19 protein-coding genes are annotated in these 23,806 nt (G+C 33.9%); 10 read left to right on the top strand and 9 right to left on the bottom strand.

All coding sequences use genetic code 11. The annotated features are described in order from the left end of the window. The first annotated feature begins 78 nt into the window (after nucleotides 1-78). The gene (locus IE051_RS15690; RefSeq protein ID WP_189362356.1) at nucleotides 79-1,899 is read left to right on the top strand and encodes a cytochrome-c peroxidase; all 1,821 of its coding nucleotides are present in this window, start codon (nucleotides 79-81) and stop codon (nucleotides 1,897-1,899) included. Between the two features lie 87 nt (nucleotides 1,900-1,986). Next, entirely contained in the window at nucleotides 1,987-3,249 is a 1,263-nt protein-coding gene (locus IE051_RS15685) for a carboxypeptidase-like regulatory domain-containing protein (protein WP_189362355.1), read from the top strand. Nucleotides 3,250-3,359: 110 nt separating this feature from the next. Here the strand turns inward: IE051_RS15685 and IE051_RS15680 are convergent, their stop codons facing one another. From IE051_RS15680 to IE051_RS15640, 9 genes are all read right to left on the bottom strand, one after another. Beyond that, the gene (locus IE051_RS15680) at nucleotides 3,360-4,403 is read right to left on the bottom strand and encodes an endonuclease/exonuclease/phosphatase family protein (RefSeq protein ID WP_189362354.1); all 1,044 of its coding nucleotides are present in this window, start codon (nucleotides 4,401-4,403) and stop codon (nucleotides 3,360-3,362) included. Nucleotides 4,404-4,416: 13 nt separating this feature from the next. After that, nucleotides 4,417-7,065 (bottom strand): DNA gyrase/topoisomerase IV subunit A, encoded by a 2,649-nt coding sequence (locus IE051_RS15675; RefSeq protein ID WP_189362353.1) that lies wholly within the window; start codon nucleotides 7,063-7,065, stop codon nucleotides 4,417-4,419. 3 nt (nucleotides 7,066-7,068) lie between these two features. Then, on the bottom strand, nucleotides 7,069-7,209 hold the full coding sequence (locus tag IE051_RS15670) for a hypothetical protein (RefSeq protein ID WP_189362352.1): 141 nt from the start codon (nucleotides 7,207-7,209) through the stop codon (nucleotides 7,069-7,071). 150 nt (nucleotides 7,210-7,359) lie between these two features. After that, entirely contained in the window at nucleotides 7,360-9,210 is a 1,851-nt protein-coding gene (locus IE051_RS15665) for a DNA topoisomerase IV subunit B (protein WP_189362351.1), read from the bottom strand. A 118-nt stretch (nucleotides 9,211-9,328) separates the two neighbouring features. Then, nucleotides 9,329-10,234: a DMT family transporter gene (locus IE051_RS15660; protein ID WP_189362350.1), complete on the bottom strand. Its 906-nt coding sequence runs from the start codon at nucleotides 10,232-10,234 to the stop codon at nucleotides 9,329-9,331. A 123-nt stretch (nucleotides 10,235-10,357) separates the two neighbouring features. Continuing rightward, nucleotides 10,358-10,870: an SRPBCC family protein gene (locus IE051_RS15655; protein ID WP_189362349.1), complete on the bottom strand. Its 513-nt coding sequence runs from the start codon at nucleotides 10,868-10,870 to the stop codon at nucleotides 10,358-10,360. Between the two features lie 87 nt (nucleotides 10,871-10,957). After that, complete coding sequence (ychF, locus tag IE051_RS15650; protein WP_189362348.1) at nucleotides 10,958-12,052, bottom strand: redox-regulated ATPase YchF; 1,095 nt, start codon at nucleotides 12,050-12,052, stop codon at nucleotides 10,958-10,960. 48 nt (nucleotides 12,053-12,100) lie between these two features. Then, a complete protein-coding gene (locus IE051_RS15645) occupies nucleotides 12,101-12,706 on the bottom strand; it encodes a thiamine diphosphokinase (RefSeq protein ID WP_189362347.1) in 606 nt (201 codons plus the stop codon). Nucleotides 12,707-12,853: 147 nt separating this feature from the next. Then, a complete protein-coding gene (locus IE051_RS15640) occupies nucleotides 12,854-13,207 on the bottom strand; it encodes a 4Fe-4S dicluster domain-containing protein (RefSeq protein ID WP_189362346.1) in 354 nt (117 codons plus the stop codon). 100 nt (nucleotides 13,208-13,307) lie between these two features. On the opposite strand from IE051_RS15640, the gene IE051_RS15635 reads away from it, so the two are divergent. From IE051_RS15635 to IE051_RS15600, 8 genes are all read left to right on the top strand, one after another. Then, the gene (locus IE051_RS15635; protein ID WP_189362449.1) at nucleotides 13,308-14,366 is read left to right on the top strand and encodes an acyl-CoA reductase; all 1,059 of its coding nucleotides are present in this window, start codon (nucleotides 13,308-13,310) and stop codon (nucleotides 14,364-14,366) included. Between the two features lie 76 nt (nucleotides 14,367-14,442). Beyond that, nucleotides 14,443-15,507: a 3-phosphoserine/phosphohydroxythreonine transaminase gene (serC, locus tag IE051_RS15630; protein ID WP_189362345.1), complete on the top strand. Its 1,065-nt coding sequence runs from the start codon at nucleotides 14,443-14,445 to the stop codon at nucleotides 15,505-15,507. Nucleotides 15,508-15,554: 47 nt separating this feature from the next. Next, entirely contained in the window at nucleotides 15,555-16,505 is a 951-nt protein-coding gene (locus IE051_RS15625) for a D-2-hydroxyacid dehydrogenase (protein ID WP_189362344.1), read from the top strand. Nucleotides 16,506-16,673: 168 nt separating this feature from the next. Next, complete coding sequence (locus IE051_RS15620; protein WP_189362343.1) at nucleotides 16,674-17,309, top strand: DUF937 domain-containing protein; 636 nt, start codon at nucleotides 16,674-16,676, stop codon at nucleotides 17,307-17,309. 189 nt (nucleotides 17,310-17,498) lie between these two features. After that, on the top strand, nucleotides 17,499-17,939 hold the full coding sequence (locus IE051_RS15615; protein ID WP_189362342.1) for a DUF6146 family protein: 441 nt from the start codon (nucleotides 17,499-17,501) through the stop codon (nucleotides 17,937-17,939). Between the two features lie 35 nt (nucleotides 17,940-17,974). After that, the gene (locus IE051_RS15610) at nucleotides 17,975-18,277 is read left to right on the top strand and encodes a DUF6787 family protein (RefSeq protein ID WP_189362341.1); all 303 of its coding nucleotides are present in this window, start codon (nucleotides 17,975-17,977) and stop codon (nucleotides 18,275-18,277) included. Nucleotides 18,278-18,672: 395 nt separating this feature from the next. Then, on the top strand, nucleotides 18,673-20,973 hold the full coding sequence (locus IE051_RS15605; protein WP_189362340.1) for a TonB-dependent receptor: 2,301 nt from the start codon (nucleotides 18,673-18,675) through the stop codon (nucleotides 20,971-20,973). A gap of 54 nt (nucleotides 20,974-21,027) precedes the next feature. Next, nucleotides 21,028-23,343 carry a patatin-like phospholipase family protein gene (locus IE051_RS15600; protein ID WP_189362339.1) on the top strand — a complete coding sequence of 772 codons (2,316 nt, stop codon included), beginning with the start codon at nucleotides 21,028-21,030 and terminating at the stop codon, nucleotides 23,341-23,343. Nucleotides 23,344-23,806 lie beyond the last annotated feature (463 nt).

The following is a 23,806-nucleotide window of genomic DNA, read 5'->3' as shown; positions in this document are numbered from 1 at the left end:
ATTACCATTTTTAAAAGTTCCCGTTGTGCGGGAACTTTTTTTGCTAAAACACAGTTGCATTAAAATATCCATGCTAAAATGAAAATCATCAAAGTTCTATTCAAAATTTCTTTTGTTTTTATACTCTTTTCATCATGTAAAAAAGAAATAAAACAGTCCAATAAAGTCGTTTCTGTAAATAACGATTCTATGTTTAATGATGAAATAAGGCAATACTATTTTCAAACTTTAGATAGTACTGCCCATTATATGAAAAGAATAGACACCCTAAAATCTATTGAAGAAAATAGGAGTAACTTTTTAGAAAGCAGAAAATGGTATAAGTATGCTGAACCTCTATTAATTGCATACGACTATGAAAATTATTTATCCATGAATGCCCCCAACCTCTTAAAAGTTGAAATGGAAGATGCAACTGAAATAAAAAAAATAAAACCAAAAAGCTATCAAGTACTTGAAGAATATCTATTTGGCGATGAAACGATTTCAAATAGAGAATTATATAGAGTGTATTATTATCTGCAGGTTAGAATACCTTTTGTGCGTAGGAATCATATCATAATAAAACAACGAGATAGGCATCATTTAAAAATGATAAGAGATGGCATTGTTAATATAGCGACGAAAGGCATAACTGGTTTTGACTCTCCAATACTTGCCAACTCATTAACTGACGCTGTATACAATTATGAAACCATCAAAAAAATCATATACATCTACAAAAACACTTTTAAAAACCATAGCCTATTTACCCAATGGATAACAGAAATTGATAATGCAATTAGTTTTCTAAAATCAAGTGATTTTGATGAATTCGATCGTTATTCATTTATAAAGCACCATACAAACAGGCAACTTGAATTGATTAATAACACAGCCACAGATTGGAACATCCAATTAAGTCAATCAAGAGCTTTAAATCCAACAAGCACAAATATTTTTTCGGAAACATTTTTCAATAAAAAAATGTTTTCAATGCCTCATACACCAGAAACAACTGAAGAAAGGGTAAATCTTGGTAAAACTCTATTTAACGATAAGGCATTATCAATTTCCGGAACTATAAGTTGCGCAACCTGCCATGTTAAGGAAAAAGCTTTTACAGATGGCCATAAGCTAGCCATAGGGTTAGACGGCACACCACTGCAACGGAATTCACCTACACTAGTATATGCTATGTATCAAAAAACCTTTTTTTACGATGGTAGAGCAAGCGAACTGGAGGGACAGATAGTTAATGTCGCCAATAACGAAAATGAATTCCATATTGATTTAAATACTATCAGCAAAAGAATTGAAGAAAACCCAAAATACCAAAGGCTGTTTGATTCAGTTTACAACGGGCAGATTAACCATTTAAATGTACGGAACGCCATTGCCACCTACATTCGAAGTTTAACCCCTTTTGACTCCAAATTTGATCGAAACATGCAAAATCTAGAAAAAACCCTCTCTAAAGAAGAGATTTTAGGCTTTAATCTATTTATGGGAAAAGCTGCATGTGCAACTTGCCATTTTCCCCCAACCTTTTATGGAACTGTACCTCCAAAATTTGATGAAACTGAATTTGAAAATATCGGTATTACAAGAACCGTGGATTTTAACCATGCCGTCATAGACGAAGACCCTGGCTTATACTATCCGTTTGAGGTAGAAGAACGACGGCATTTTTTTAAAACTGCCACAATTAGAAATATTGCTTTGACTGCACCCTATATGCACAATGGTGCGTTCGAAACGTTAGAGGAGGTATTAGAATTTTATAATTCTGGTGGCGGTCAGGGGCTCGGCCTTGATGTCCCTTATCAAACGCTTCCGTCAGATCCATTAAACTTAGAAAAAATAGAAATCGATGCCATTATAGCTTTTATGAAAACATTAACCGATCAGGAATATTAAGACTTTTTTAACGCTTCAAAACATCTGACCATTAGTTTATTACGCTGATTTTTTGTAACTTAAGACCTAATTTATAAAACATAAGCCATGAAAAATATAGCCCTCTTTAAAATGTTCTGCGCATTTATATTGATTATGCAAATTCCAAGTTCAAGCTTGGCTCAGACTGCGGAGTTATTCAAAGAAATTGAAGGAAAGGTTGTTGATGAAAACAATAAAACCCCCTTAATATTTGCGGATATAGCAATAGAAAATTCAAACATTAGTACGGTAACAAACACTGAAGGTGAGTTTGTCCTTAAAGTTCCTGAGAGCCTTTTAGGAGAATCCATTACGATTACCCACTTAGGTTTTGAGAAGCGAAAAATCAAAATTTCATCCATTGAAAATCATGAAAAAATAATGCTTTCTTCCGCTATAACACAATTATCTGAAGTAAGCATCATGGCAAATAATATAGATGCAAGAGCGTTAGTTCTAGAAACCCTTGCGAAGAAAAGTGATGTTTACACAGACCAAGGCACTTTAATGACGGCCTTTTACAGGGAAACCATAAAAAAGAAAAGAAAAAATGCGTCATTATCAGAGGCCGTTGTAAAAATTCATAAACAGCCTTATTCTAATTATAGGAATGATAATATTGAATTAATTAAGGCCAGAAAAAATACAGATTACAGTAGATTAGACACCTTAGCATTAAAATTACAAGGTGGTCCTTTTAGTAATTTATATACAGATATGATTAAGTATCCTGAGTATATTTTCACTGAAGATGATTTACCCCTGTATCAGTTTAATTTTGAAAACTCAACAAAAATTAATAATCGCGTTATTTATGTTGTTTCATTTAAGCAAAAAGAAAATTATAACACCCCTCTATATTACGGTAAATTATATATTGACTCTGAAACAAAAGCCTTAACTAGTGCTGTTTACAGTTTAGATGTATCCAACAAATCCCTTTCTAGTCAAATGTATGTCCGCAAGAAACCTAGGAAAGTTGACGTCTATCCTACTGAAGCAAGTTATCGCGTAAATTATAGAACTAAAGATGGTAAATGGCATTATGCCTATAGCAATATTGCCTTAACGTTCAAGGTTAACTGGAAGGGCAAACTATTTAACAATACATATACACTAAATAGCGAAATGGCTATCACAGATTGGGAAATACAAGACAAGAAATTAGCAAAAACAAGAAGTCAGCTTATTCGACCCTCTACCATTTTAAGCGAAAGAGCTTCTGGTTTTTCAGACCCAAGATTTTGGGGAGCCTACAATATTATTGAACCAGAAAAATCAATTGAATCTGCTATAAAAAAGATCCAAAAACAATTGAAACGCACATAAAATTAATTAATTTTACAACTAATAGTAATGCGTAACACCTTGATCTGGTTGTTACGCATTTTTTATTATCAGGTTTCCTATAAAAAATGCAATCAACTTATATGACTAAACTAATTTTTCACAACTAGCTTTGCAAGTATAGGTTCATGATCAGAAAATTTTAATTTAAAATTTTTATGAGACAAGACTTCTATATTATCATCAACAAGTATATAATCTAATCGAAAGGGATATTTAAAAAGCTCATAGGTTGCACCAAAACCATTGCCTGCTTCAATATAGGTATCTTTTAGATTGCCTTTTAGGAGGTTGTATGCTGATGAAAATTGTGTACTGTTAAAATCACCACATAACACTACGGTCCCTTTAAATTTATCCATATGCCTTTTTAATATATGAACTTGTTCTTTTCTCGTTTTTTCAGCTTTGTTGATTCTTTTTGCTAATGCAAAATAATTGTTATGCCTATTTTTACGGTATACCAAGCGTGCACTGTAAGACTCCAGATGCACATTATAAATTCTAATTTTGTTTTTATTCAAAATTATATCAATAAACATAGCTCCATTCCGGGTATTTGGAAAACTTATATAACCTTTATCTAAAATGGGGAATTTTGAAAATATAGCCATTACTGATTTACCTTTCCCTGCAATTATATTAGTTTTAAAGAAATAGGGATATTCGGTAAAATACTTATAATGAGTAGAAGAAAACTCTTGAATACAAAAAATATTTGGACTTTTATCGTTTAAAAAAGATACAATTGGCTGATGTGTTTCAACCCTACCCTCATTATTTTGATGCCTAAACCCTTGTGCATTGTAAGATAACACAGATAGAGTGTCTGATTTTGATGTAGTTCTAATTAGACCTGATGAGTTATACGAACTAAACTGTATAAAAAAATCAAAACACAAAAAATAAACAACAACACAAAAAAAAGAAAGCAAAAAAATCTTGTTCTTTTTAACTAACCAATAAACACTAAAAAAAAGATTTAAGACCAGAAGTATTGGCATTATAAGTGAAAATCCAAATGATATAATATTATCCGCTAAAAAAATAAAAAGACAACCTAGTACTATTAAAGCACTGGTAACTACAGTTAAAAGAACATCTATCTTAAAAGATTGAATTCTAAATCTTTTCAAAAATGATACTGTATTAGTTCTCAAACAGTTTAATTTGCCCTTCATCATCCTTGTCTAAATTACCATTAGTTTTGGACGCACCGCCATCCTCCGCATTAGATGATGACACCTCTGTTTCATCAACAACTTCTAACTCATCAGCATGAACTTCTTCGGGTGCTAAAAAAGGTAAGGGATCCAATAAATTCACTTGATTAACTTTATCCCGTGTCAATTGATTTCCTAAAGCACTTATACCCTTCAAGGCTATAAATTCTTCTAAATTTATTTTTACATTCTCTTTTCTATCTTTACCCCGCACTTTAGCAAAAACAACTTCAGCCACAGGCTTCCAATCTGTAGACACTATTTCCAATTGAGAATTAGGGTGATCCGGAATAAAAGATTCCTCTCTGCCTTCTTGTTCAATCAAAAATCGCTTAACGTAATACATTTCCTTTTCTCCATTAAAGTAAACCACAGAAATAGGTTTTTTAGGCACCCATTTTTCCATAACAATCATACTGCTGTCAAAATGCATAGTAACTTCTGGAGTAACAGTCTTTACCGTACCGGATTGATTAATAATTAAAAGCTTATCCTCTCCTCTAAATTCTCCAATTAAATCTCCCCTTCCATCGACATTTAGGCGCTGTACAGTTTCATCAAACCAAATTTTTCTAGGCTTTAAAGTAGAAATACCTTTCTCCTTAAGTTCGACGCGTTTTATAGGGTATTTAGTCACTAAATTTCCTTTAGACACCCGGCCTTTTATCAGAATATCAGCAAAATCGACCTCCCATTTTAACTTTTTAATACTACCCGCTTGCCTTAAATTGATACTAACAACCTCTGCTTCACCATTGGGATTTGCAGAAAAATATAAGCTTACTGAACCTTTATTCCCATTGGTTAAATCATATTCTCTATCTCTAGTAATACTTGTTACAGCAAAACGCTTTATATATGAAGGTCCACTTCTACCATCTCTATAAATCATATTGTAAATGGTACGTTTATCCTTCTTCTTAAAAACAGCAACGTGAATGATTCCTTTGCCAATAAAAGTTTTAGCATCTACTTTTGTAACCATCATTTTACCTTCTTTGGTAAATACAATAATATCATCAATATCACTACAATCAGCAACGTATTCATCTCGCTTTAAAGAGGTACCAACAAAACCTTCTTCTCTATTCACATAAAGTTTTGTATTTCTAATAACCACTTTGGTTGCATCGACATCATCAAAGATTCTTATTTCTGTTTTACGTTCTCGGCCTTCACCATAATCCTTTTTCAATCTAGTAAAATAGGCAATAGCATAATCAATTAAATGCGCTAAATGATGTTTAATTTCGGCAATTTGATCTTCTAAGGCATCTATTTTTTGTTGCGCCTTATCAATATCAAATTTAGAAATACGCTTTATTCTTATCTCTGTTAAACGGGTAATATCCTCAGTAGTAATAGGACGTTTTAAATGTGCTATATGAGGCTTAAGTCCTTTATCTATGGCTCCTATAACACCTTCCCACGTTTCTTCTTCTTCAATATCTCGGTAAATTCTATTTTCTATAAAAATACGCTCTAAGGAAGCAAAATGCCATTGATCTTCAAATTCTCCTAATTTTATCTCAAGTTCTTGCTTTAAAAGCTGAACGGTATTGTCAGTACTACGGCGTAACATTTCTGTTACACCAACAAATAGCGGCTTATTATCCTCAATAACACAGCCTAAAGGCGAAATAGAAGATTCGCAATTTGTAAACGCATACAATGCGTCTATGGTCTTGTCTGGTGACAAACCTGATGGTAAATGAACTAAAATTTCTACTTCAGCAGCGGTATTATCCTCTATCTTTTTTACTCTTATTTTCCCCTTGTCATTGGCTTTTAGAATAGAATCTATCAATGATGATGTTGTGGTTCCAAAAGGCAACTCAGAAATAACTAATGTATTTTTATCATGTTGTGAAATCCTCGCACGAACCCTGACTTTACCTCCTCGAAGCCCGTCATTATAATTTGAAAAATCTGCTATTCCAGCGGTTGGAAAATCTGGTAAAATGGTAAAACGTTTACCTTGAAGATGTTTTATAGAAGCGTCTATTAGTTCTATAAAATTATGTGGTAATATTTTTGTGGATAGTCCTACTGCAATACCTTCCCCTCCCTGAGCTAGCAAAAGAGGAAACATGACTGGCAGGTTTATAGGCTCCTTACGACGGCCATCATAACTAGCTTGCCATTCTGTAATTTTAGGATTAAATACAACGTCTAAACCAAACTTAGATATACGCGCTTCAATATAACGAGATGCGGCTGCACGGTCACCTGTTAAAATATTACCCCAGTTTCCTTGAGTATCAATTAACAAATCTTTCTGACCAATTTGCACCATGGCATCTGCTATACTAGCATCACCATGCGGATGGTACTGCATGGTGTGTCCAACAATATTTGCCACTTTATTATACCGCCCATCATCTAAATCTTTCATAGAATGCATGATACGACGCTGTACAGGTTTAAACCCGTCTTCAATAGCAGGAACAGCACGCTCTAAAATAACGTACGAGGCGTAATCTAAAAACCAATCTTTGTACATACCCGTAACACGGGTAATAGTTTCTTTAGGTTCGTCTTGTTCGTCAATTAAATCGTCACCTTCTTCAATCATTAACTACTTTAATTTTTTAGGCCTACCATTAAGCATTACTCTACCAACTTTTTGAAGTCTATGAACTTGCTCACTACTTGCATGAACATGCAAATAATCGTAGGACCGTCTTTTTACAGTCTCTTTCCCTTTTGTGTATAACATCTTAGTATAGTTTATTTTCTACCAACGTAGAATGTTCTTATTAAATTTAGCAATCTTAAATCGTTCTAACAAATTTAATACTTATGAAATTTCATCAGCGGTATTTTAACGAATATTTAAATTGAAATTAATCATTTTGACAAGTAAAAGCTATTCTACGATATCCAATTCCACTTTCAAGTTATCGATAATAAATTCTTGTCTTGATGGTGTATTTTTACCCATATAAAATGCCAATAATTCCTCAATGGACATATTTTCATCTAACATAATAGGGTCTAAACGAATATCATCTCCAATGAAATGCTGAAATTCATCTGGTGATATTTCACCCAAACCTTTAAATCGGGTTATTTCAGGCTTTGGCTTTAACTTTTCTATAGCATTTTTACGCTCATCTTCAGAATAACAGTAGATGGTTTCTTTTTTGTTCCGCACTCTAAATAATGGCGTCTGAAGGATGTACAAATGACCATTCTTTATCACTTCCGGGAAAAATTGCAGAAAAAAGGTAATAAGCAGCAAACGTATGTGCATGCCGTCTACATCAGCATCAGTAGCAATAACAACATTATTATAACGCAAATCTTCTAAAGACTCCTCTATATTCAAAGCTGCCTGAAGCAAATTGAACTCCTCATTCTCATAAACAATTTTCTTAGACAACCCATAACAATTTAATGGCTTTCCTTTTAAACTAAAAACAGCTTGAGTATTCACATCTCTCGACTTAGTAATACTTCCTGAAGCCGAGTCTCCCTCTGTAATAAACAATGTTGTTTCAAGGTTTCGCTCATTTTTTGTGTCTCCAAAATGCACGCGACAATCGCGTAGTTTTTTATTATGAAGACTGGCCTTTTTAGCTCTATCCTTAGCAAGTTTCCTTATACCTGAAAGTTCTTTACGCTCGCGTTCAGCCTGTAAAATTTTCCGCTGAATTTTTTCAGCTGTATCAGGATTTTTATGTAAATAATTATCTAAATACCTTTTAAGAAAATCATTTATATAGGTACGTACAGTGGGTAAATCCCCTCCCATATCAGTAGAACCCAATTTAGTTTTTGTTTGACTCTCAAAAACCGGTTCCATCACTTTTATGGCTATGGCACTAACAATAGATTTTCTAATATCCGAGGCATCGTAATTTTTACCATAAAACTCTCTTATAGTTCGCACCAAAGACTCTCTAAAAGCATTTAAATGCGTCCCGCCTTGTGTCGTATTTTGACCATTAACAAAACTATTATATTCTTCACTATATTGCGTCTTACTGTGGGTTAAAGCAACCTCAATATCGTCTCCCCGTAAATGAATAATAGGATATAATAAATCTGATTCATTAATCTTTTCAGCCAATAAATCTTTAAGTCCGTTTTCACTAAAGTATTTTTCCCCATTATAAACTATGGTTAACCCTGGGTTTAAATACACATAGTTTTTAAGCATTTTCACAATGTACTCACTTCTAAACTTGTAATGCTTAAAAATAGTATCGTCAGGAATAAAGGACACTTTAGTTCCTTTTCGCCTCGAGGTCTCCTCAAGTAATTCTTGATTAGTTAAGGTTCCTTGTTCAAATTCTGCAGAAGCGCTTTTATTGTCACGTGTAGATTCTACCCTAAAATATGACGACAGAGCATTTACTGCTTTTGTACCAACACCGTTTAAACCAACAGATTTCTTGAAAGCTTTGGAGTCATACTTACCACCAGTATTCATCTTGGAAACTACATCAACAACCTTACCTAAAGGAATACCTCGCCCATAATCTCTAACCGTTACCTTGGTTCCTTGAATGGAAATCTCAATGGTTTTCCCTGCCCCCATAACAAACTCATCAATGGAGTTGTCAAGAACCTCTTTTAACAGTATATAAATACCATCATCTGGAGAACTACCATCACCAAGCTTCCCAATATACATTCCTGGCCGCATACGGATATGCTCTTTCCAATCAAGTGAACGTATATTATCTTCGGTATAATTAGATTGTTCTGCCATTAAAATTGTGGTAATATTTTCAAGATAGAAGGCTAATATAGCACAACAGATTAAAAAATAAAACAGGCAAGAGACAAAGTAATTAACAATAAAAAAAGAATATTGTTGAGAACATCATTTAAGCCTTTTCGCCTTTACTCATGGACACCAATAAGATTCCGATGATAACCACCAAAGCACCAAATAGTTGAATCCATGTCAACCTTTCATTTAAGAATAAAGCAGCCAATACTATGGTAGAAATAGGACCAGTACCGGATACAATAGCAAAATTAGACGAACTGATCATTTTAATGGATGCTGACACTAAAAAGGATGGAATTACCGTTGCAAAAACTGCTATTAAAAACCCAAGCAAATATACTTCCCAAGAAAAACTAAACAAATCCATGTCACTTGTCATTCTATAATGAACAAAAACACACAGGCATGAGATCATCATAGCATAAGCTGTAAATCTCATAACACCAAATTTTGGAATTAACCATCCACTACCAACCAAATAGGAGGCGTACATCAAGGCACTCAACAAGATATAAATACCGCCTAAGTATGCTCCTGTTCCTGTTAAAACAACTTCATTTGAAAATGCAATAACAATTCCCAAATAAGTCATTACAATGGCTCCCGCTTGTACTTTAGTAATCTTTTGTTTTAAAAACAATCTGTTAAACAAAATGACTATAGTTGGATACAAAAACAAAATTATTCGCTCTAAACCTGCTTTAATATATGTTAGTCCAACAAAATCAAAATAACTTGATAAGTAATACCCAATAAAACCAAAAAATATTAACCAAGAATAATCTTTTGAAGTCAATTTAACATGCTTGTTTTGGTTCCTATATACATAGGCAATAACCACATAAAAAGGAAACGCAAAAAGCATGCGCAATAAAAGCATGCTAATGGGATCTACATGATGACGATAAGCAAGCTTAACCAAGACTGCTTTAGAAGAAAAAAGGACTACGCCTAAAACGCCAATAGCCACACCATACCAAAATCGTTTTGTATTTTGCATACAACGAAAATAAAGGTGTCAATTCTTATGCAAACTCCTTAATAAATAAAAATACGATGTTCAGTAAGCTGATAAAACAAAATACAGAATCAAAATAGGCCAATAATCTTTTTTTTAAGTAAGCTATAGTTCTTGAAAAATTGGTTTTTTGGCCCACTTTCTTTTTTCCTTTAACTTGTTTGCCGTTTTCTTCTCCGCATATTTTTTTAAGTCTTCAGCTCTCGTTAGCAGTAATCTTTTTATATACTTTTTTAGTATTAAAACATTAGCCAATTTTCCTATAATACCATAGGGTGACTCAAAATAGAACTTGCAAGTCATGACGGTAACAGGCCCCTCTTCCTTAAACACATGTTCATAGCGGTAGGATTTTAATGGACCAGAAACCATTTCATCTAATAAATAACAGGGTCTATTATAATCTGTGATTTTTGATGTAATATGTTGTACAAAGCCAAAATGAATTGCTTCCCAACTCACCCAATCACCTTTATGTAGATAGCCAGAAGTTATACCATCAATTGGCATTTCGCCTTTATGCATTAAAGTCTCTTTACGGAAATCGATATTCCTTGATAAATCGAAGCAGGTTTTTAAATCGGAATGAATTACAGTTTTAACTTCAAGTTGGGGCATGAGGTAAGATTAAACTATTATCATTTCAAATATAGCTAAATTCTTACTAAACAAGAAGCATTAACTTTCAAAAGTTATTAAAAACATTTAAACATTGAATAAAAAGTGCATTACATCGCCATCTTTAACTATGTAATTTTTTCCCTCAACACGCATTTTTCCAGCTTCTTTTACTTTAGATTCACTACCATACTGTACATAATCATCATATGCAATTACTTCGGCACGAATAAAACCCTTTTCAAAATCAGTATGAATTACACCAGCGGCTTGTGGACCAGTAGCACCAATATTAACAGTCCAAGCACGAACCTCTTTCACTCCTGCTGTAAAATATGTCTGTTGGTTTAATAATTTATAAGCGCCTCTAATTAATTTGGCCGACCCGGCTTCTTCCAGACCTATATCTTGAAGAAACATTTGACGCTCTTCATAATCATCCAATTCATTAATATCTGCTTCTGTACCCACTGCTAAAACAATAACCTCGGCATCCTCATCTTTTACAGCTTCCTTAACTTGATCAACATAGCTATTACCAGAAACAGCAGCTCCCTCATCAACATTACAAACATACATTACAGGCTTATCTGTAATAAAGTGTGAAGGTTTCACATAATCAATATCATCTTCTTCACTAAATTCAATTGCTCTCACAGAAATGCCAGACTCCAAAGCGTCTTTTATTCTTAATAAAACTGCTTCCTCTTTTTGTGCCTCTTTATTACCAGTTTTTGCAGCACGCTTTACTTTATCCAATTTCTTCTCTACAGTCTCCAAATCTTTAAGTTGAAGCTCCATATCAATTGTTTCTTTATCCCTAATTGGATTCACGTTACCATCAACATGAACAATATTATCATTGTCAAAACAACGCAATACATGCAAAATAGCATCTGTTTCTCTAATATTAGCTAAAAACTGATTACCTAAACCTTCGCCCTTACTAGCTCCTTTTACTAATCCAGCAATATCAACAATTTCAACCGTTGCAGGTATAACGCGCTCAGGATTAACTAATGATTCTAATTTTTCTAATCGTGGATCTGGAACATTTACAACCCCAATATTAGGTTCAATAGTACAAAACGGAAAGTTTGCACTTTGCGCCTTGGCATTTGATAAACAATTAAATAAGGTTGACTTTCCTACATTTGGTAATCCTACAATTCCTGCTTTCATAATTACGAAGATTTTTGCGAGTGCAAATGTAATTAATTCCGCTTTATTTTAATCATTAATAAAGACAAACAAATTTCCCTTTAAAAAAGTTATCTCAACTTTGTCAACTAGGGCTACATTTCTAGTACCTATGCGCGTTCCAAAAACCAATGGTTCATTATTTAAACTATATTTTAACCCTTTAGTAATAACCCCCTCAACTTTTGGCATAGGCACAAGAGATACGTGCTTTTGAAAACATCCGGTAATGACTTGGTTTGGTTTGGCTAAAAAATAATAACCGTAATTATCAAAAAATGTAAGATTCAATCTATCCTCCCATTGTAAAGCGGTATGCAGATTTCCCATAAAATGATCCTGTTCCTTACCACTTGCTCCAAAAACATGAATATGATAATAACCTCTGTCAAACAGAATCTTTAATATTTTATCAAAATCTGTAAAATCTTGATTTGGAGTAGGAATACACTCTACATCTTCTGGAAATTGGTCTAATGAATCAAAATCGCCACTTATAAATTGGGGTGTGACATTATAATTCCTAAATAGCTCGTAAGCGCCATCAGTCCCACAGACTACCTCATAATCACTAACATCCGGCAATGAATTTGGTGCCTCACCATTTAAAAGAAGCAATACTTTTTTATTATTCATGTAAACAAAAATATAAAACCTAAAATTGACATTGACAATACTAGCATGTAAAGCTAAAAACTAAATCATGTTTTTCGAGCATTAAATGGCAAAAAAAATCCCGGACTAAACGTCCAGGATTTTTTATTTTAAAATATATCATTACACCTATCCATCCGGGTGCATAAACTTCTGTTTCGCCAATAATTCTTCTTCCGTTTCTACCACATCCTCATCAGGAACACAACAGTCCACAGGACATACTGCAGCACATTGCGGCTCGTCATGAAACCCTTTACACTCTGTACATTTATCAGGCACAATATAGTACAATTCATCGCTAACAGGTTCCTGAGCTTCATCAGCATCTACCTCATTTCCATTTGTTAAAACAACAGTACCTTCTAAACTTGTACCATCTTTATAGCGCCAATCATCGGCACCTTCATAAATTGCAGTATTTGGGCATTCTGGTTCACAAGCCCCACAATTTATACATTCGTCTGTTATTATAATAGCCATAGTAATTTTTTTATCTTTTAAAATTCAAGAACTCTATATGAGTTTCCTTAAATTTGCAGATGCAAAAATAAAGCCAAAACCCGTCATAACCAAATTCAGAATGCAATTACAAGAAAGAATTAATGCTTTTGTAAAATTAGGAGATTTTTTAAGGCAATTTTCTAACCAAGATATCTCTAAAGCTGAGAATATCGAATTCAACGATATATTCTTTGATGGGTTTAAACACCTACTAAAAATAGCTCAAGAACACAATGGCTGGTTCACTCTAGAAAACATTCAATTTGCCTTAAAATCCTGGAGTGACGCTTTAACCCTGGAAAACCTTAACAAGTGGGTCAAGCCGTACAACATTGAGGAAACACCCCCAAAACAAGTGGCTATTATTATGGCTGGCAATATACCTTTGGTTGGATTTCATGATTTTTTATCTGTACTAATAATAGGACATCGTGTACTTGTTAAACAATCCTCAAACGATAAACATCTACTACCCTTTTTAGCGAAATATTTGGAATACGTAGCACCTAAATTTAAAGGACATATTGTCTTTACTGAAGAAAAGCTAGAAGGCTTTGATGCTGTAATAGCCACTGGCAGTGATAATACCGCGCGCTATTTTGAATATTATTTTAAAGGAAAACCCTCTATAATAAGAAACAATAGAAATTCGGTAGCTATACTTTCAGGGAATGAGACCACTGATGATTTAAAAAACCTTTCTGAAGACATCTTTAGATATTATGGTTTAGGGTGTAGAAACGTGTCCAAAATATTTGTTCCAAAAGGCTATAAGTTTGACAGCTTTTTTGAGTCCATTTATCATTGGAATCCTATCATTAATAAAGCGAAGTATGCCAATAATTATGACTATAACAAAGCCGTCTATTTAATGAGCGAATTTGATATGCTAGAAAACGGTTTTTTCATGATAAAAGAAGACCAAAGCTTTGCTTCTCCTATCGCTACCTTATTTTATGAGTATTACGAAAACCTAGATCAACTAAAGGTTATTCTAGAGACTAAAAAAGAACAAATTCAATGTATCGTTTCCAAAGGATTTAATGAAAATGAAATTGCATTTGGAGCCACCCAAAAACCTCAACTTTGGGATTATGCGGATGATGTAGATTCTATTGAATTTTTATTAGCAATTTGACAAAAAAATTATTGATTTTTTAACGCTAAACATGTAATTTATTAGGATATTTGCATCTTAATTTTTACCACATAAAATGAAAAAACATAACTTTAGTGCAGGTCCTAGTATTTTACCACAGGAAGTTTTATTAAAAGCTTCTGAAGCGGTAATTGATTACAACAATAGTGGATTATCTTTAATCGAAATCTCTCATAGAAGTAAAGATTTTGTTGACATCATGGAAAACGCTAGAGCCTTGGCTTTAGAATTACTAGGTTTAGAAGGTAAAGGCTACAAAGCCTTATTTTTACAAGGTGGTGCAAGCACACAATTTCTTATGGTTGCACTTAACCTTTTAGAGAAAAGAGCTGGGTATTTAAATTCTGGTTCTTGGGCAGCTAAAGCGATTAAAGAAGCTAAAATTTATGATGATATATATGAAGTAGCTTCTTCAAAAGATGCGAATTATAATTATATTCCAAAGGGTTATGATATTCCTACAGACTATGATTACTTCCATTGTACATCAAACAATACCATTTTTGGTACGCAAATGAAAGCGTTTCCAAATTCTCCAATTCCTATGGTATGTGATATGAGTAGTGATATATTTTCACGTACTCTAGATTTTACAAAATTTGATATCATTTATGCTGGTGCTCAAAAGAACATGGGGCCTTCAGGTACTACTCTTGTAGTCATTAAAGAGGATGTTTTAGGAGCAGTGTCAAGAAAAATCCCATCAATGATGGACTATAAAGTACATATCGATAAAGGCAGTATGTTTAACACACCGCCGGTATTCCCTATTTACACTTCAATGTTAACCTTAGAATGGTTAAAAGGCCTTGGTGGTATTGCTGCTATTGAAAAAGAAAATGAAAAGAAAGCCACTTTAATGTATTCTGAGATTGACCTAAACCCATTATTTAAAGGGTTTGCTGCAAAGGAAGATCGCTCATTAATGAATGCTACATTCACTTTAGAAAATGACAATCTAAAAGACACCTTTGAAACCATGCTTAAAGAAGCTGGAATTAGCGCAGTAAACGGCCATAGAAGTGTTGGTGGTTATAGAGCTTCTATGTACAATGCATTACCTCTTGATAGTGTAAAAGTATTGGTAGAAGTTATGAGTGAATTAGAGAGTAAAGCATAATTTAAATAATTAATATTTTCGCTACTGCGGAAATAAAAAACGATAAAATGAAAGTATTAGCAAACGACGGTATTTCACAAAGCGGAATTGATGCTCTTGAAAAAGCAGGTTATGAAGTAAGTACAACAACCGTAGCACAAGAGCAATTAATAAACTACATTAATGAAAAAGACATTACAGTTTTATTAGTGCGCAGTGCGACAACAGTGCGCAAAGATTTAATTGATGCCTGTCCGGGATTACAAATAATTGGTCGTGGTGGTGTTGGTATGGATAATATTGATGTAGACTATGCCAGAGAGCAAGGACGCAGCGTTATTAATACACCTGCCGCATCTTCGCATTCTGTTGCTGAATTAGTTTTTGGACATCTATATGGTTTGGCTCGTTTTTTACACAATGCCAACAGAGAAATGCCTCTTGAAGGCGATAGCAACTTTAAAGGTTTAAAGAAAGCCTATGCAAAAGGAACAGAACTTAAAGGTAAAACTTTAGGCGTTTTAGGTTTTGGACGAATAGGTCAAGCCACTGCAAAAGTAGCATTAGGCGCTGGAATGAAAGTAGTTGCTTTTGATCCGTTTCTTGAAAATGCTAATTTAGAATTAGATTTTTTTGATGGTCAAACTGTAAATTTTGATATTAAAACGGTTTCTAAGGAAGAAGTATTAAAACAAGCGGATTTCATTACATTGCACGTTCCTGCTCAAAAGGATTATGTTATTGATGAAGCTGAGTTTAATATGATGAAAGATGGTGTTATAATTGCCAACGCTGCTCGTGGAGGTGTACTTAATGAAGTTGCACTAGTAAAAGCTATTGAAAGCGGTAAAGTTGCTAGAGCTGCATTAGATGTTTTTGAGAAAGAACCTAAGCCAGAAATGCAATTGTTAATGAACCCTGCTTTATCTTTAACACCGCATACAGGTGCTGCTACCAATGAAGCACAAGATAGAATTGGTACAGAATTAGCATCACAAATCATTGCAATTTTAGGATAAAGAGCCCCTTTATTTTTTAAATAATAACGTAAATAAAACTCCAACACAATGTGTTGGAGTTTTATTTTTTTTTGACCAAAATTGATTTAATTATAAGTCTTGGCACCCCAATTTATCTCCATAATTTTTGTAACTTAAACCATCAATATTTAACGTATTAAAAAAATTATGACAGGAATTATAGATTTATTAAACAGTGATTTAGGAAAATCAATTATCAACGGTGTTTCGGGGCAAACCAATCAACCGCAAAACAAAACGCAGGATGTATTGGCCATGGGACTCCCTGTTTTAATGGCAGCGATGAAACGTAATGCAGCAACACCGCAAGGTGCAGAAGGCTTAATGACAGCCTTGAGTGGTCAACATGACGGGAGCATATTAGACAATATTGATGATTTGTTTGGCGGCGGTGTAGATGACAGTGTTATCAATGATGGCGGTAAAATTTTAGATCATGTTTTGGGCACTAAGCAACAAACTATAGAAAGTAGTTTAGGAGCAAAAACAGGCATGGATGCTAGTTCTGTTGCTCAAATTCTTAAAATAGCCGCACCGCTTTTAATGGGAATGCTGGGTAAACAAACAAGGGATCAAAATGTGAACACCTCTGGAGGTATGGAAGATCTTTTAGGCGGTCTTTTAGGAGGAAGTAATGGCCAAGAGCAAAATCTTCTAGAATCCTTCTTAGATGCTGATGGCGACGGAAGTGCTCTTGATGATGTTGCGGGTATGTTATTAGGTGGTGACAAAAAACAAGACAGTTTAGGTGGTTTGTTAGGCGGTCTTTTTGGAGGAAAATAATATAGAAATACATTATTAGAATACGCGCTAAACCACTACGGTTTGGCGTGTATTACTAAATACCATTCCAACTATAATTAAATAAGACCATATTTTAATTATACTCAATGATATTGCGAGTTTACTCAATGTCCTTTTTTTAGCTTCTATAGCCGTTATAAATTTGTATAATAACTTAAAAGTATTATTATGAAAAACGCATTTTATCTCTTATTGATTATTTGTTTTGCCTTAGCTTGTAAAGCGCCAAAAGCCAAAACAGCTCCCCCCGCAGATGAAAAACTAGAAGCTTTAAAGGCCAATGATACCGTGGTGATAGCCAACGATAAATTAGAATATGAAATTATTATTATCGAACCTGGATTTAATTTCTGGCTAGCCAGTAGAGCAAGACAAAGAGGATACTATTCACAATTTTTTATGGAAAGCAGAAATAGAATTATGGTTATTGAATGGAATCAACGCGTCCTAAATCCTTCTCAATATAACCCAAGCCTCTATGAAATGCAGATTAATTATCAACAAAATATAGACTATGGGTATGAAGTAAATTACGTACTTTATAATTATTTTATTTATTTTCAGTTAACTTATAATCAAAGATTAGGTCCTTTTAAGCCTCGTATTTAATTAAGTTTTATCTATTTTTGCATCAAATATGTATTTTGAATAAATTAAAACAACGTTGGGGCATTGAACATAATTGGCAGATTGTAGTAATCTTCATCGTTTTTGCCATTACAGGTTCAACAGCTTCCTATATAGGGAAACCCATTTTAAACGTCCTTAATATAACTACCGAAAACTTTGGAAGTTTTGGATATTGGGTAATTAGAATATTGTTATTGTTTATTGTTTATCAATTTATGCTTGTCTTTTTTGGATGGGTATTTGGTCAATACAAATTCTTTTGGAATTTTGAAAAGAAAATGCTTCGTAGAATTGGTTTAAAGCGCTTTGTGGATTAGTGAAAATTAATAGGACGCATATTATATTTAAAGTATTAACCCTAGGTTTGGTGCTCACTTTATCATTCCCTATAGCCTTTAAATTCGCTCATATTTTTGAACATCATAAACATGAAATTTGTTCAGGAGAAAGTTCTACACATATCCATAAAGTAGACTTAGATTGTGAATTCCAAAAATTTCAATTCAATACTAATTTTAATATATCCCTTGCTGTATTTGAACTGTTTCAAATTAAAAAAGGAACTTCAAAGATATTATCTCAGTATTCATTCTTAAGCAAATACCAGCGCTTACATTTTTCGCTTCGCGGTCCTCCGTCATTGGTTTAATATGAGACAAATTGCTGAAATTAATTTTTCGGCTAGATTCTTTATTAATCCAAATTCATAATAATGAAAACAATTTTAAATGTATTGCTATTATTAGCAATAACAAGCTTAAATGCTCAAAATCTAGTACAGGGTAGTGTTACCGATGCAAACACGAACCAACCTCTACAATTAGTAAATATTTATATATCCGATCTTGAAAAAGGAACATCGTCCGACGACCATGGTCATTTCAAAATAGAAAATTTACCTGCTGGTAATTACACCATGCTTTTTTCTATGATTGGATATGAAAAACAATCCATAAAAATCAGCATTCCTAACTCTACTGAAATCACCGTTAAATTAAAACCTACGGCTATTGAAATGGAAGGCATTATTATTTCTACACCTTTTCATAAATTACAACGGGATAACGTTATGATGGTGGAGCAAGAAACCATAGAAAACTTAAAAGCTAGTGGTGCCGTAACCCTCTCTGACGGCATAACAAACATAGCTGGTGTTGAAAGCGTTACAACAGGAATGAGTATTGGAAAGCCTGTGATTAGAGGTTTAAGCTCCAATCGTGTTTTAGTTTACACACAAGGAGTTCGCTTAGAAAACCAACAATATGGTGCTGAACATGGCTTAGGTATAAGTGACGCTGGTATCGAAAGTGTTGAAGTTATTAAAGGCCCTGCCTCCCTGCTCTATGGTAGTGATGCACTTGGCGGTGTTTTATATTTAAACCCTGAACGCTTTGCTACTAATAACACATCAAGCGGAGATATTAATGGAAATTATTACAGCAATACACAAGGTTATAATTCTAACCTAGGTTTTAAAAGTTCAGGTGAGCATTTTAAATTTCTTTTTAGAGGAAGCATGGCTGAACATGCAGATTATGACACCCCTGATTACAGAGTGACAAATACACGATTTAGAGAACAAGATTTTAAAGCTGGATTAGGCTACCAAATAAATACATTCAAAACAGAATTCAGGTATAATGTTAATCAATCTAAACTTGGAATTCCGGAAGAAATTGGAGAACAAAACACAAATAGAACACCCTTATTACCTTTTCAAGATTTAACTAATCATGTGTTCAGTTCAAAATCAACTTTGTTTTTCAATAACTCTAAATTAGATATAAGCTTAGGTTATATTTACAATGACAGAAAAGAGTTTGAAGACCACCATCATCATGAGGATGAAGAGCATCACGATGACGACGACGATCATGATGATGATGATGATGATGAGCACGAAGAAGATCATGATGATGATCATGATGACCATGATGAAGAGCACGAAGATCATGATGAGGAACTTCAAGAAGCTGCCCTGCACATGAAGCTCAAAACAGCAAATTATGATATTAAGTACCACCTACCGCATCTTGGTAAATTTGAGACCATAGTTGGAGTTCAAGGTATGAATCAAGTTAATACTAATTATGGTGAAGAAGAATTAATCCCAGATGCCATTACCAATGATTTTGGTGTTTTAGCTACCTCGCATATTCATTTTGAAAAAGCTGATGTACAACTAGGTATCCGTTTTGATCATAGAAACATCAATGTTTCTGATGGGTTAAATAGAGACTTCAATAGCTTCAACGGTGCTGCAGGAGTTAAAACCAATATATCGCAAAACATCACTGCCAGAATAAATTTAGCAACAGGATTTAGAGCACCGAACCTTTCTGAATTATTATCTGATGGGAATCATAATGGTGCCAATCGTTATGAAATTGGTAACCCCAATTTAAATAACGAGCAAAGTTTTCAAGCTGATTTAGCTTTAGAATTTAAAAACGAACACTTTGAAGTTTTCGCCAACGGGTTTTATAATATGGTTAATGATTACATCTTTATTTCTCCTACTGGTGATGTTATAGATAGTCAACCTGTATTTACATATCTGCAAGAAGATGCGAATCTCTATGGTGGTGAATTCGGGCTCCATTTACACCCACACCCATTAGATTGGTTGCATTTTGAAAGTAGTTTTGAAATGGTGACCGGAAAACAAAATAATGATGATTATTTACCATTAATTCCGGCTAATAATTTAAACAATACAATTAGAGTTGAATTTGAGAAGTCTTGGTTTAAAAAAGGGTACGCCTTTATTAAACTACAATCTACATTCGCGCAAAACAATGTGAGTCCTTATGAGGTTGCAACAGGAGCTTATAACCTTTTAAGTGCTGGTTTTGGAGGACGTTTTTCTTTATTTCAAAAAGAACTTTCGTTTACCATTGCAGGAACAAACTTAGCTAACCAAGAATACATAAACCATTTATCTAGGTTAAGAGCTGATAACATTTTCAATATGGGAAGAAATATTAATGTTGGCCTTACTTATAGACTTTAACTAAAATAAAAATGATATATTGAAATTTCAATATATCATTTTTATCAATATTTCATGAAACGGCACTCCCTACTTCTTTCTCTATTGTTATTAATAACATGTTTTTCTAATGCCCAAGACAAAAAACCTAAAGTAGCCTTGGTTTTAAGTGGTGGTGGCGCTAAAGGTGTGGCGCATATCCCCGTTTTACAAAAACTGGACAGTCTAGGTATTGTACCCGATTTAGTAGTGGGTACCAGTATGGGTAGCGTTATAGGTGGACTTTATGCGGCAGGTTATTCTGGAGATGAGATAGAAGCCCTTACCATGAAAGTGAATTGGGATGACGTTCTTGGCGGAACCATTTCATTGCGAGATGTTGGGGTTGAAGAAAAAAGTGAATTTAATAGATACCTCGTAAACTTAGATGTTATTGAAGGTAAACCTAGGGTAAAGCCAGCCCTTTTAAAGGATCAAAATCTACGAGAATTACTGTCTTCCCTTTTATATCCGGTTTATGATGTTCACGATTTTGATAAGTTACCCATTCCATTTCGGTCTGTTACTACAGATTTAGTGAACGGTAAAGAGGTTGTCATTAAGGATGGTTCTTTAAGCTTAGCCATAAGGGCAAGTATGTCAATACCAAGTGTTTTTGAACCTGTGCCTTACAAAGGCACACTTCTAGTTGATGGCGGGGTGCTTAATAATTTCCCAACAGACGTTGCCAAAGAATTAGGGGCTGATATTATTATTGGTAGTGATGTTGGCGGCGGCATGCAACCAATTGACAAACTGAATGAAATTACTACCATTTTGTTTCAAACGTCTATGATGACCAGTAATTTAAAAAACCCTGAAAATCAAAAACGTTGTAATATATTAATAGACCATTATTCCAACCTCACCTATTCTACCCAGGACTTTGTAAAATCGCCCGAAATTTACCAGCAAGGATTAATTGCTAGTCAAGAGAAACTATCTGATCTGGTCGCTTTAGCAGAAACGCTTAAAGCATTCCCTAAGAAACCACACGAATTGCCAAAAATTGAAGATGCGTTTATATTTCATGAAATAGAATATAGAGATGTAAGCCCAGAAAATATGAGCTTACTTAAAGCACGAATGAACATAAAACCAAATACTTATTATACTTCAAAAGAACTGGCCCAATCTATTGATAGAGCCATGGGAACAGAAATATTTAATCAAATCACCTATGGAGCGGTAGTACAAGGCGATAGAATTAAACTTGTTCTCACATGTTTTGAAAAGGCAAAAAACCAAATTAACGGTGCACTCCATTATGATACCAGGCAAGGTGTTGGTCTCATTGCTAATTATACAGGCAGAAATATTTTAGGTTATTCTTCACGTTTATTAATTGGTATGGATATCGCTGAACAGCCAAAATTTAGAATAGAATACCAACAGAACATTGGTGAAACTAAAAAATGGTGGTGGCGCGGACAAATTTACGGTCAGAAATCAAAGCAAAGCTATTATGTTTATGGCAATATTGGGGAAGAATTAAAAAGTAGTTTTTTAAAATCGAACATTCAATTTAATAGAGATTTCAATCCTTTACTGCAATATTTTGGCGTGGATATCAATTATGAACATAATAAAACAAAACCCAAGCTAGACCCGAGCGTAAATAATAATATTTATGATTTAAGACGCTATACGAGTGACAACCTCGAAATTGGGGTTCACTATGCACATAATGGTATGGAGAAAGTCTTTTTCCCTGAAAAAGGGACACGTTTTAAAGGCAGAATTGCAAGATCAGTGATTCACCACATTAATGTGCAATATGATGAAGCGATTAACGATAATGAAGCTGGATCCACCAATGGCTTTACTAAAGTTAGTTTTGAATTTGAAAAACGGCTACCTTTTAAAAACATGTTTTCATTTATTATCAATGCCGCAACGGGCTTAACGTTTATTGATAAAGAACTATCCAGTAAAATTTCATTTGTAGAAAATGGTAAAGGGGCGCAATATACACTGGGTGGTAATTTGCCAGTAAACCGTCGGGATTCATATGCCTTTAGTGGTTTAGGTGATTCTGAATTAATTGTTACTCAATTTATAAAAACACATTTGGGCTTGCAGATTAATGCTGCTCGAAATATTTATATCACCCCCTACACAAGTCTGGCTTCTGTGGGGTTTGACAAAATAGATTCATTTTTCAATGGCATGGGTAATACTGATTCAAAATGGATAGACACTGTAGATACGAGCTTCTTGTTTTCGGCAGGTTCTACCTTTTCATACCATTCCATTTTAGGGCCGGTTAATTTTGACATTGCCTATGTAAATCATGTAAGTACCATACCCCTATTCTTTAGTGTGGGACTTAATTTAAACATTCCAAACTAGGCCAAGCATATCACATAGACTTTAAGACGCTTCACCTAGCAAAAAGGTGGCTTCACTGTAGTTTACTAAAACTAGTAGACTAAGGCATAGTATCTTTGAATAGAAAGAAAAAGCAAAGCGTACTAAGGTACATAACTTTAAAAGAGATGCCTCGCTCTATAATATGAGGCATATAGAGTAAGTTTTCATATGGTTAGTTTGGTTAGTTTATAAAACCGCTCCGTCATCTCAAAAGACCGAGCGGTTTTTATATTTTTAAAACTATACATGCTTTGTATAATACATTTAGTCCAACATAAAACCTGATAACGCTAATACACGTGTATCATTTCCAATTATTACTCAAAACGTTATTGAAATTTGAAAAAAAATACACTTACCTTATAAATAGGCCTTCAAAAGACAAGTTTTAGTTTAGGTATAATGCTTATATTACATAACCGAATTTATAGCTATCTTGATC

It is taken from the genome of Algibacter mikhailovii (assembly GCF_014651495.1).
GTDB lineage: Bacteria > Bacteroidota > Bacteroidia > Flavobacteriales > Flavobacteriaceae > Algibacter_E > Algibacter_E mikhailovii.
Note: the sequence above shows the minus strand (reverse complement) of the source record. Positions and strands in the feature narration are given on the sequence as shown.

Excerpts from the sequence above, each read along its gene's own strand:
- serC (WP_189362345.1), top strand. The coding sequence starts at position 14,443 with ATGAAAAAACATAACTTTAGTGCAGGTCCTAGTATTTTACCACAGGAA.
- IE051_RS15615 (WP_189362342.1), top strand. The coding sequence starts at position 17,499 with ATGAAAAACGCATTTTATCTCTTATTGATTATTTGTTTTGCCTTAGCT.
- IE051_RS15635 (WP_189362449.1), top strand. The coding sequence starts at position 13,308 with ATGCAATTACAAGAAAGAATTAATGCTTTTGTAAAATTAGGAGATTTT.
- IE051_RS15620 (WP_189362343.1), top strand. The coding sequence starts at position 16,674 with ATGACAGGAATTATAGATTTATTAAACAGTGATTTAGGAAAATCAATT.
- IE051_RS15675 (WP_189362353.1), bottom strand. The coding sequence starts at position 7,065 with ATGATTGAAGAAGGTGACGATTTAATTGACGAACAAGACGAACCTAAA.
- IE051_RS15665 (WP_189362351.1), bottom strand. The coding sequence starts at position 9,210 with ATGGCAGAACAATCTAATTATACCGAAGATAATATACGTTCACTTGAT.
- IE051_RS15690 (WP_189362356.1), top strand. The coding sequence starts at position 79 with ATGAAAATCATCAAAGTTCTATTCAAAATTTCTTTTGTTTTTATACTC.
- IE051_RS15645 (WP_189362347.1), bottom strand. The coding sequence starts at position 12,706 with ATGAATAATAAAAAAGTATTGCTTCTTTTAAATGGTGAGGCACCAAAT.
- IE051_RS15660 (WP_189362350.1), bottom strand. The coding sequence starts at position 10,234 with ATGCAAAATACAAAACGATTTTGGTATGGTGTGGCTATTGGCGTTTTA.
- IE051_RS15685 (WP_189362355.1), top strand. The coding sequence starts at position 1,987 with ATGAAAAATATAGCCCTCTTTAAAATGTTCTGCGCATTTATATTGATT.
- ychF (WP_189362348.1), bottom strand. The coding sequence starts at position 12,052 with ATGAAAGCAGGAATTGTAGGATTACCAAATGTAGGAAAGTCAACCTTA.
- IE051_RS15605 (WP_189362340.1), top strand. The coding sequence starts at position 18,673 with ATGAAAACAATTTTAAATGTATTGCTATTATTAGCAATAACAAGCTTA.
- IE051_RS15670 (WP_189362352.1), bottom strand. The coding sequence starts at position 7,209 with ATGTTATACACAAAAGGGAAAGAGACTGTAAAAAGACGGTCCTACGAT.
- IE051_RS15600 (WP_189362339.1), top strand. The coding sequence starts at position 21,028 with ATGAAACGGCACTCCCTACTTCTTTCTCTATTGTTATTAATAACATGT.
- IE051_RS15625 (WP_189362344.1), top strand. The coding sequence starts at position 15,555 with ATGAAAGTATTAGCAAACGACGGTATTTCACAAAGCGGAATTGATGCT.
- IE051_RS15640 (WP_189362346.1), bottom strand. The coding sequence starts at position 13,207 with ATGGCTATTATAATAACAGACGAATGTATAAATTGTGGGGCTTGTGAA.
- IE051_RS15655 (WP_189362349.1), bottom strand. The coding sequence starts at position 10,870 with ATGCCCCAACTTGAAGTTAAAACTGTAATTCATTCCGATTTAAAAACC.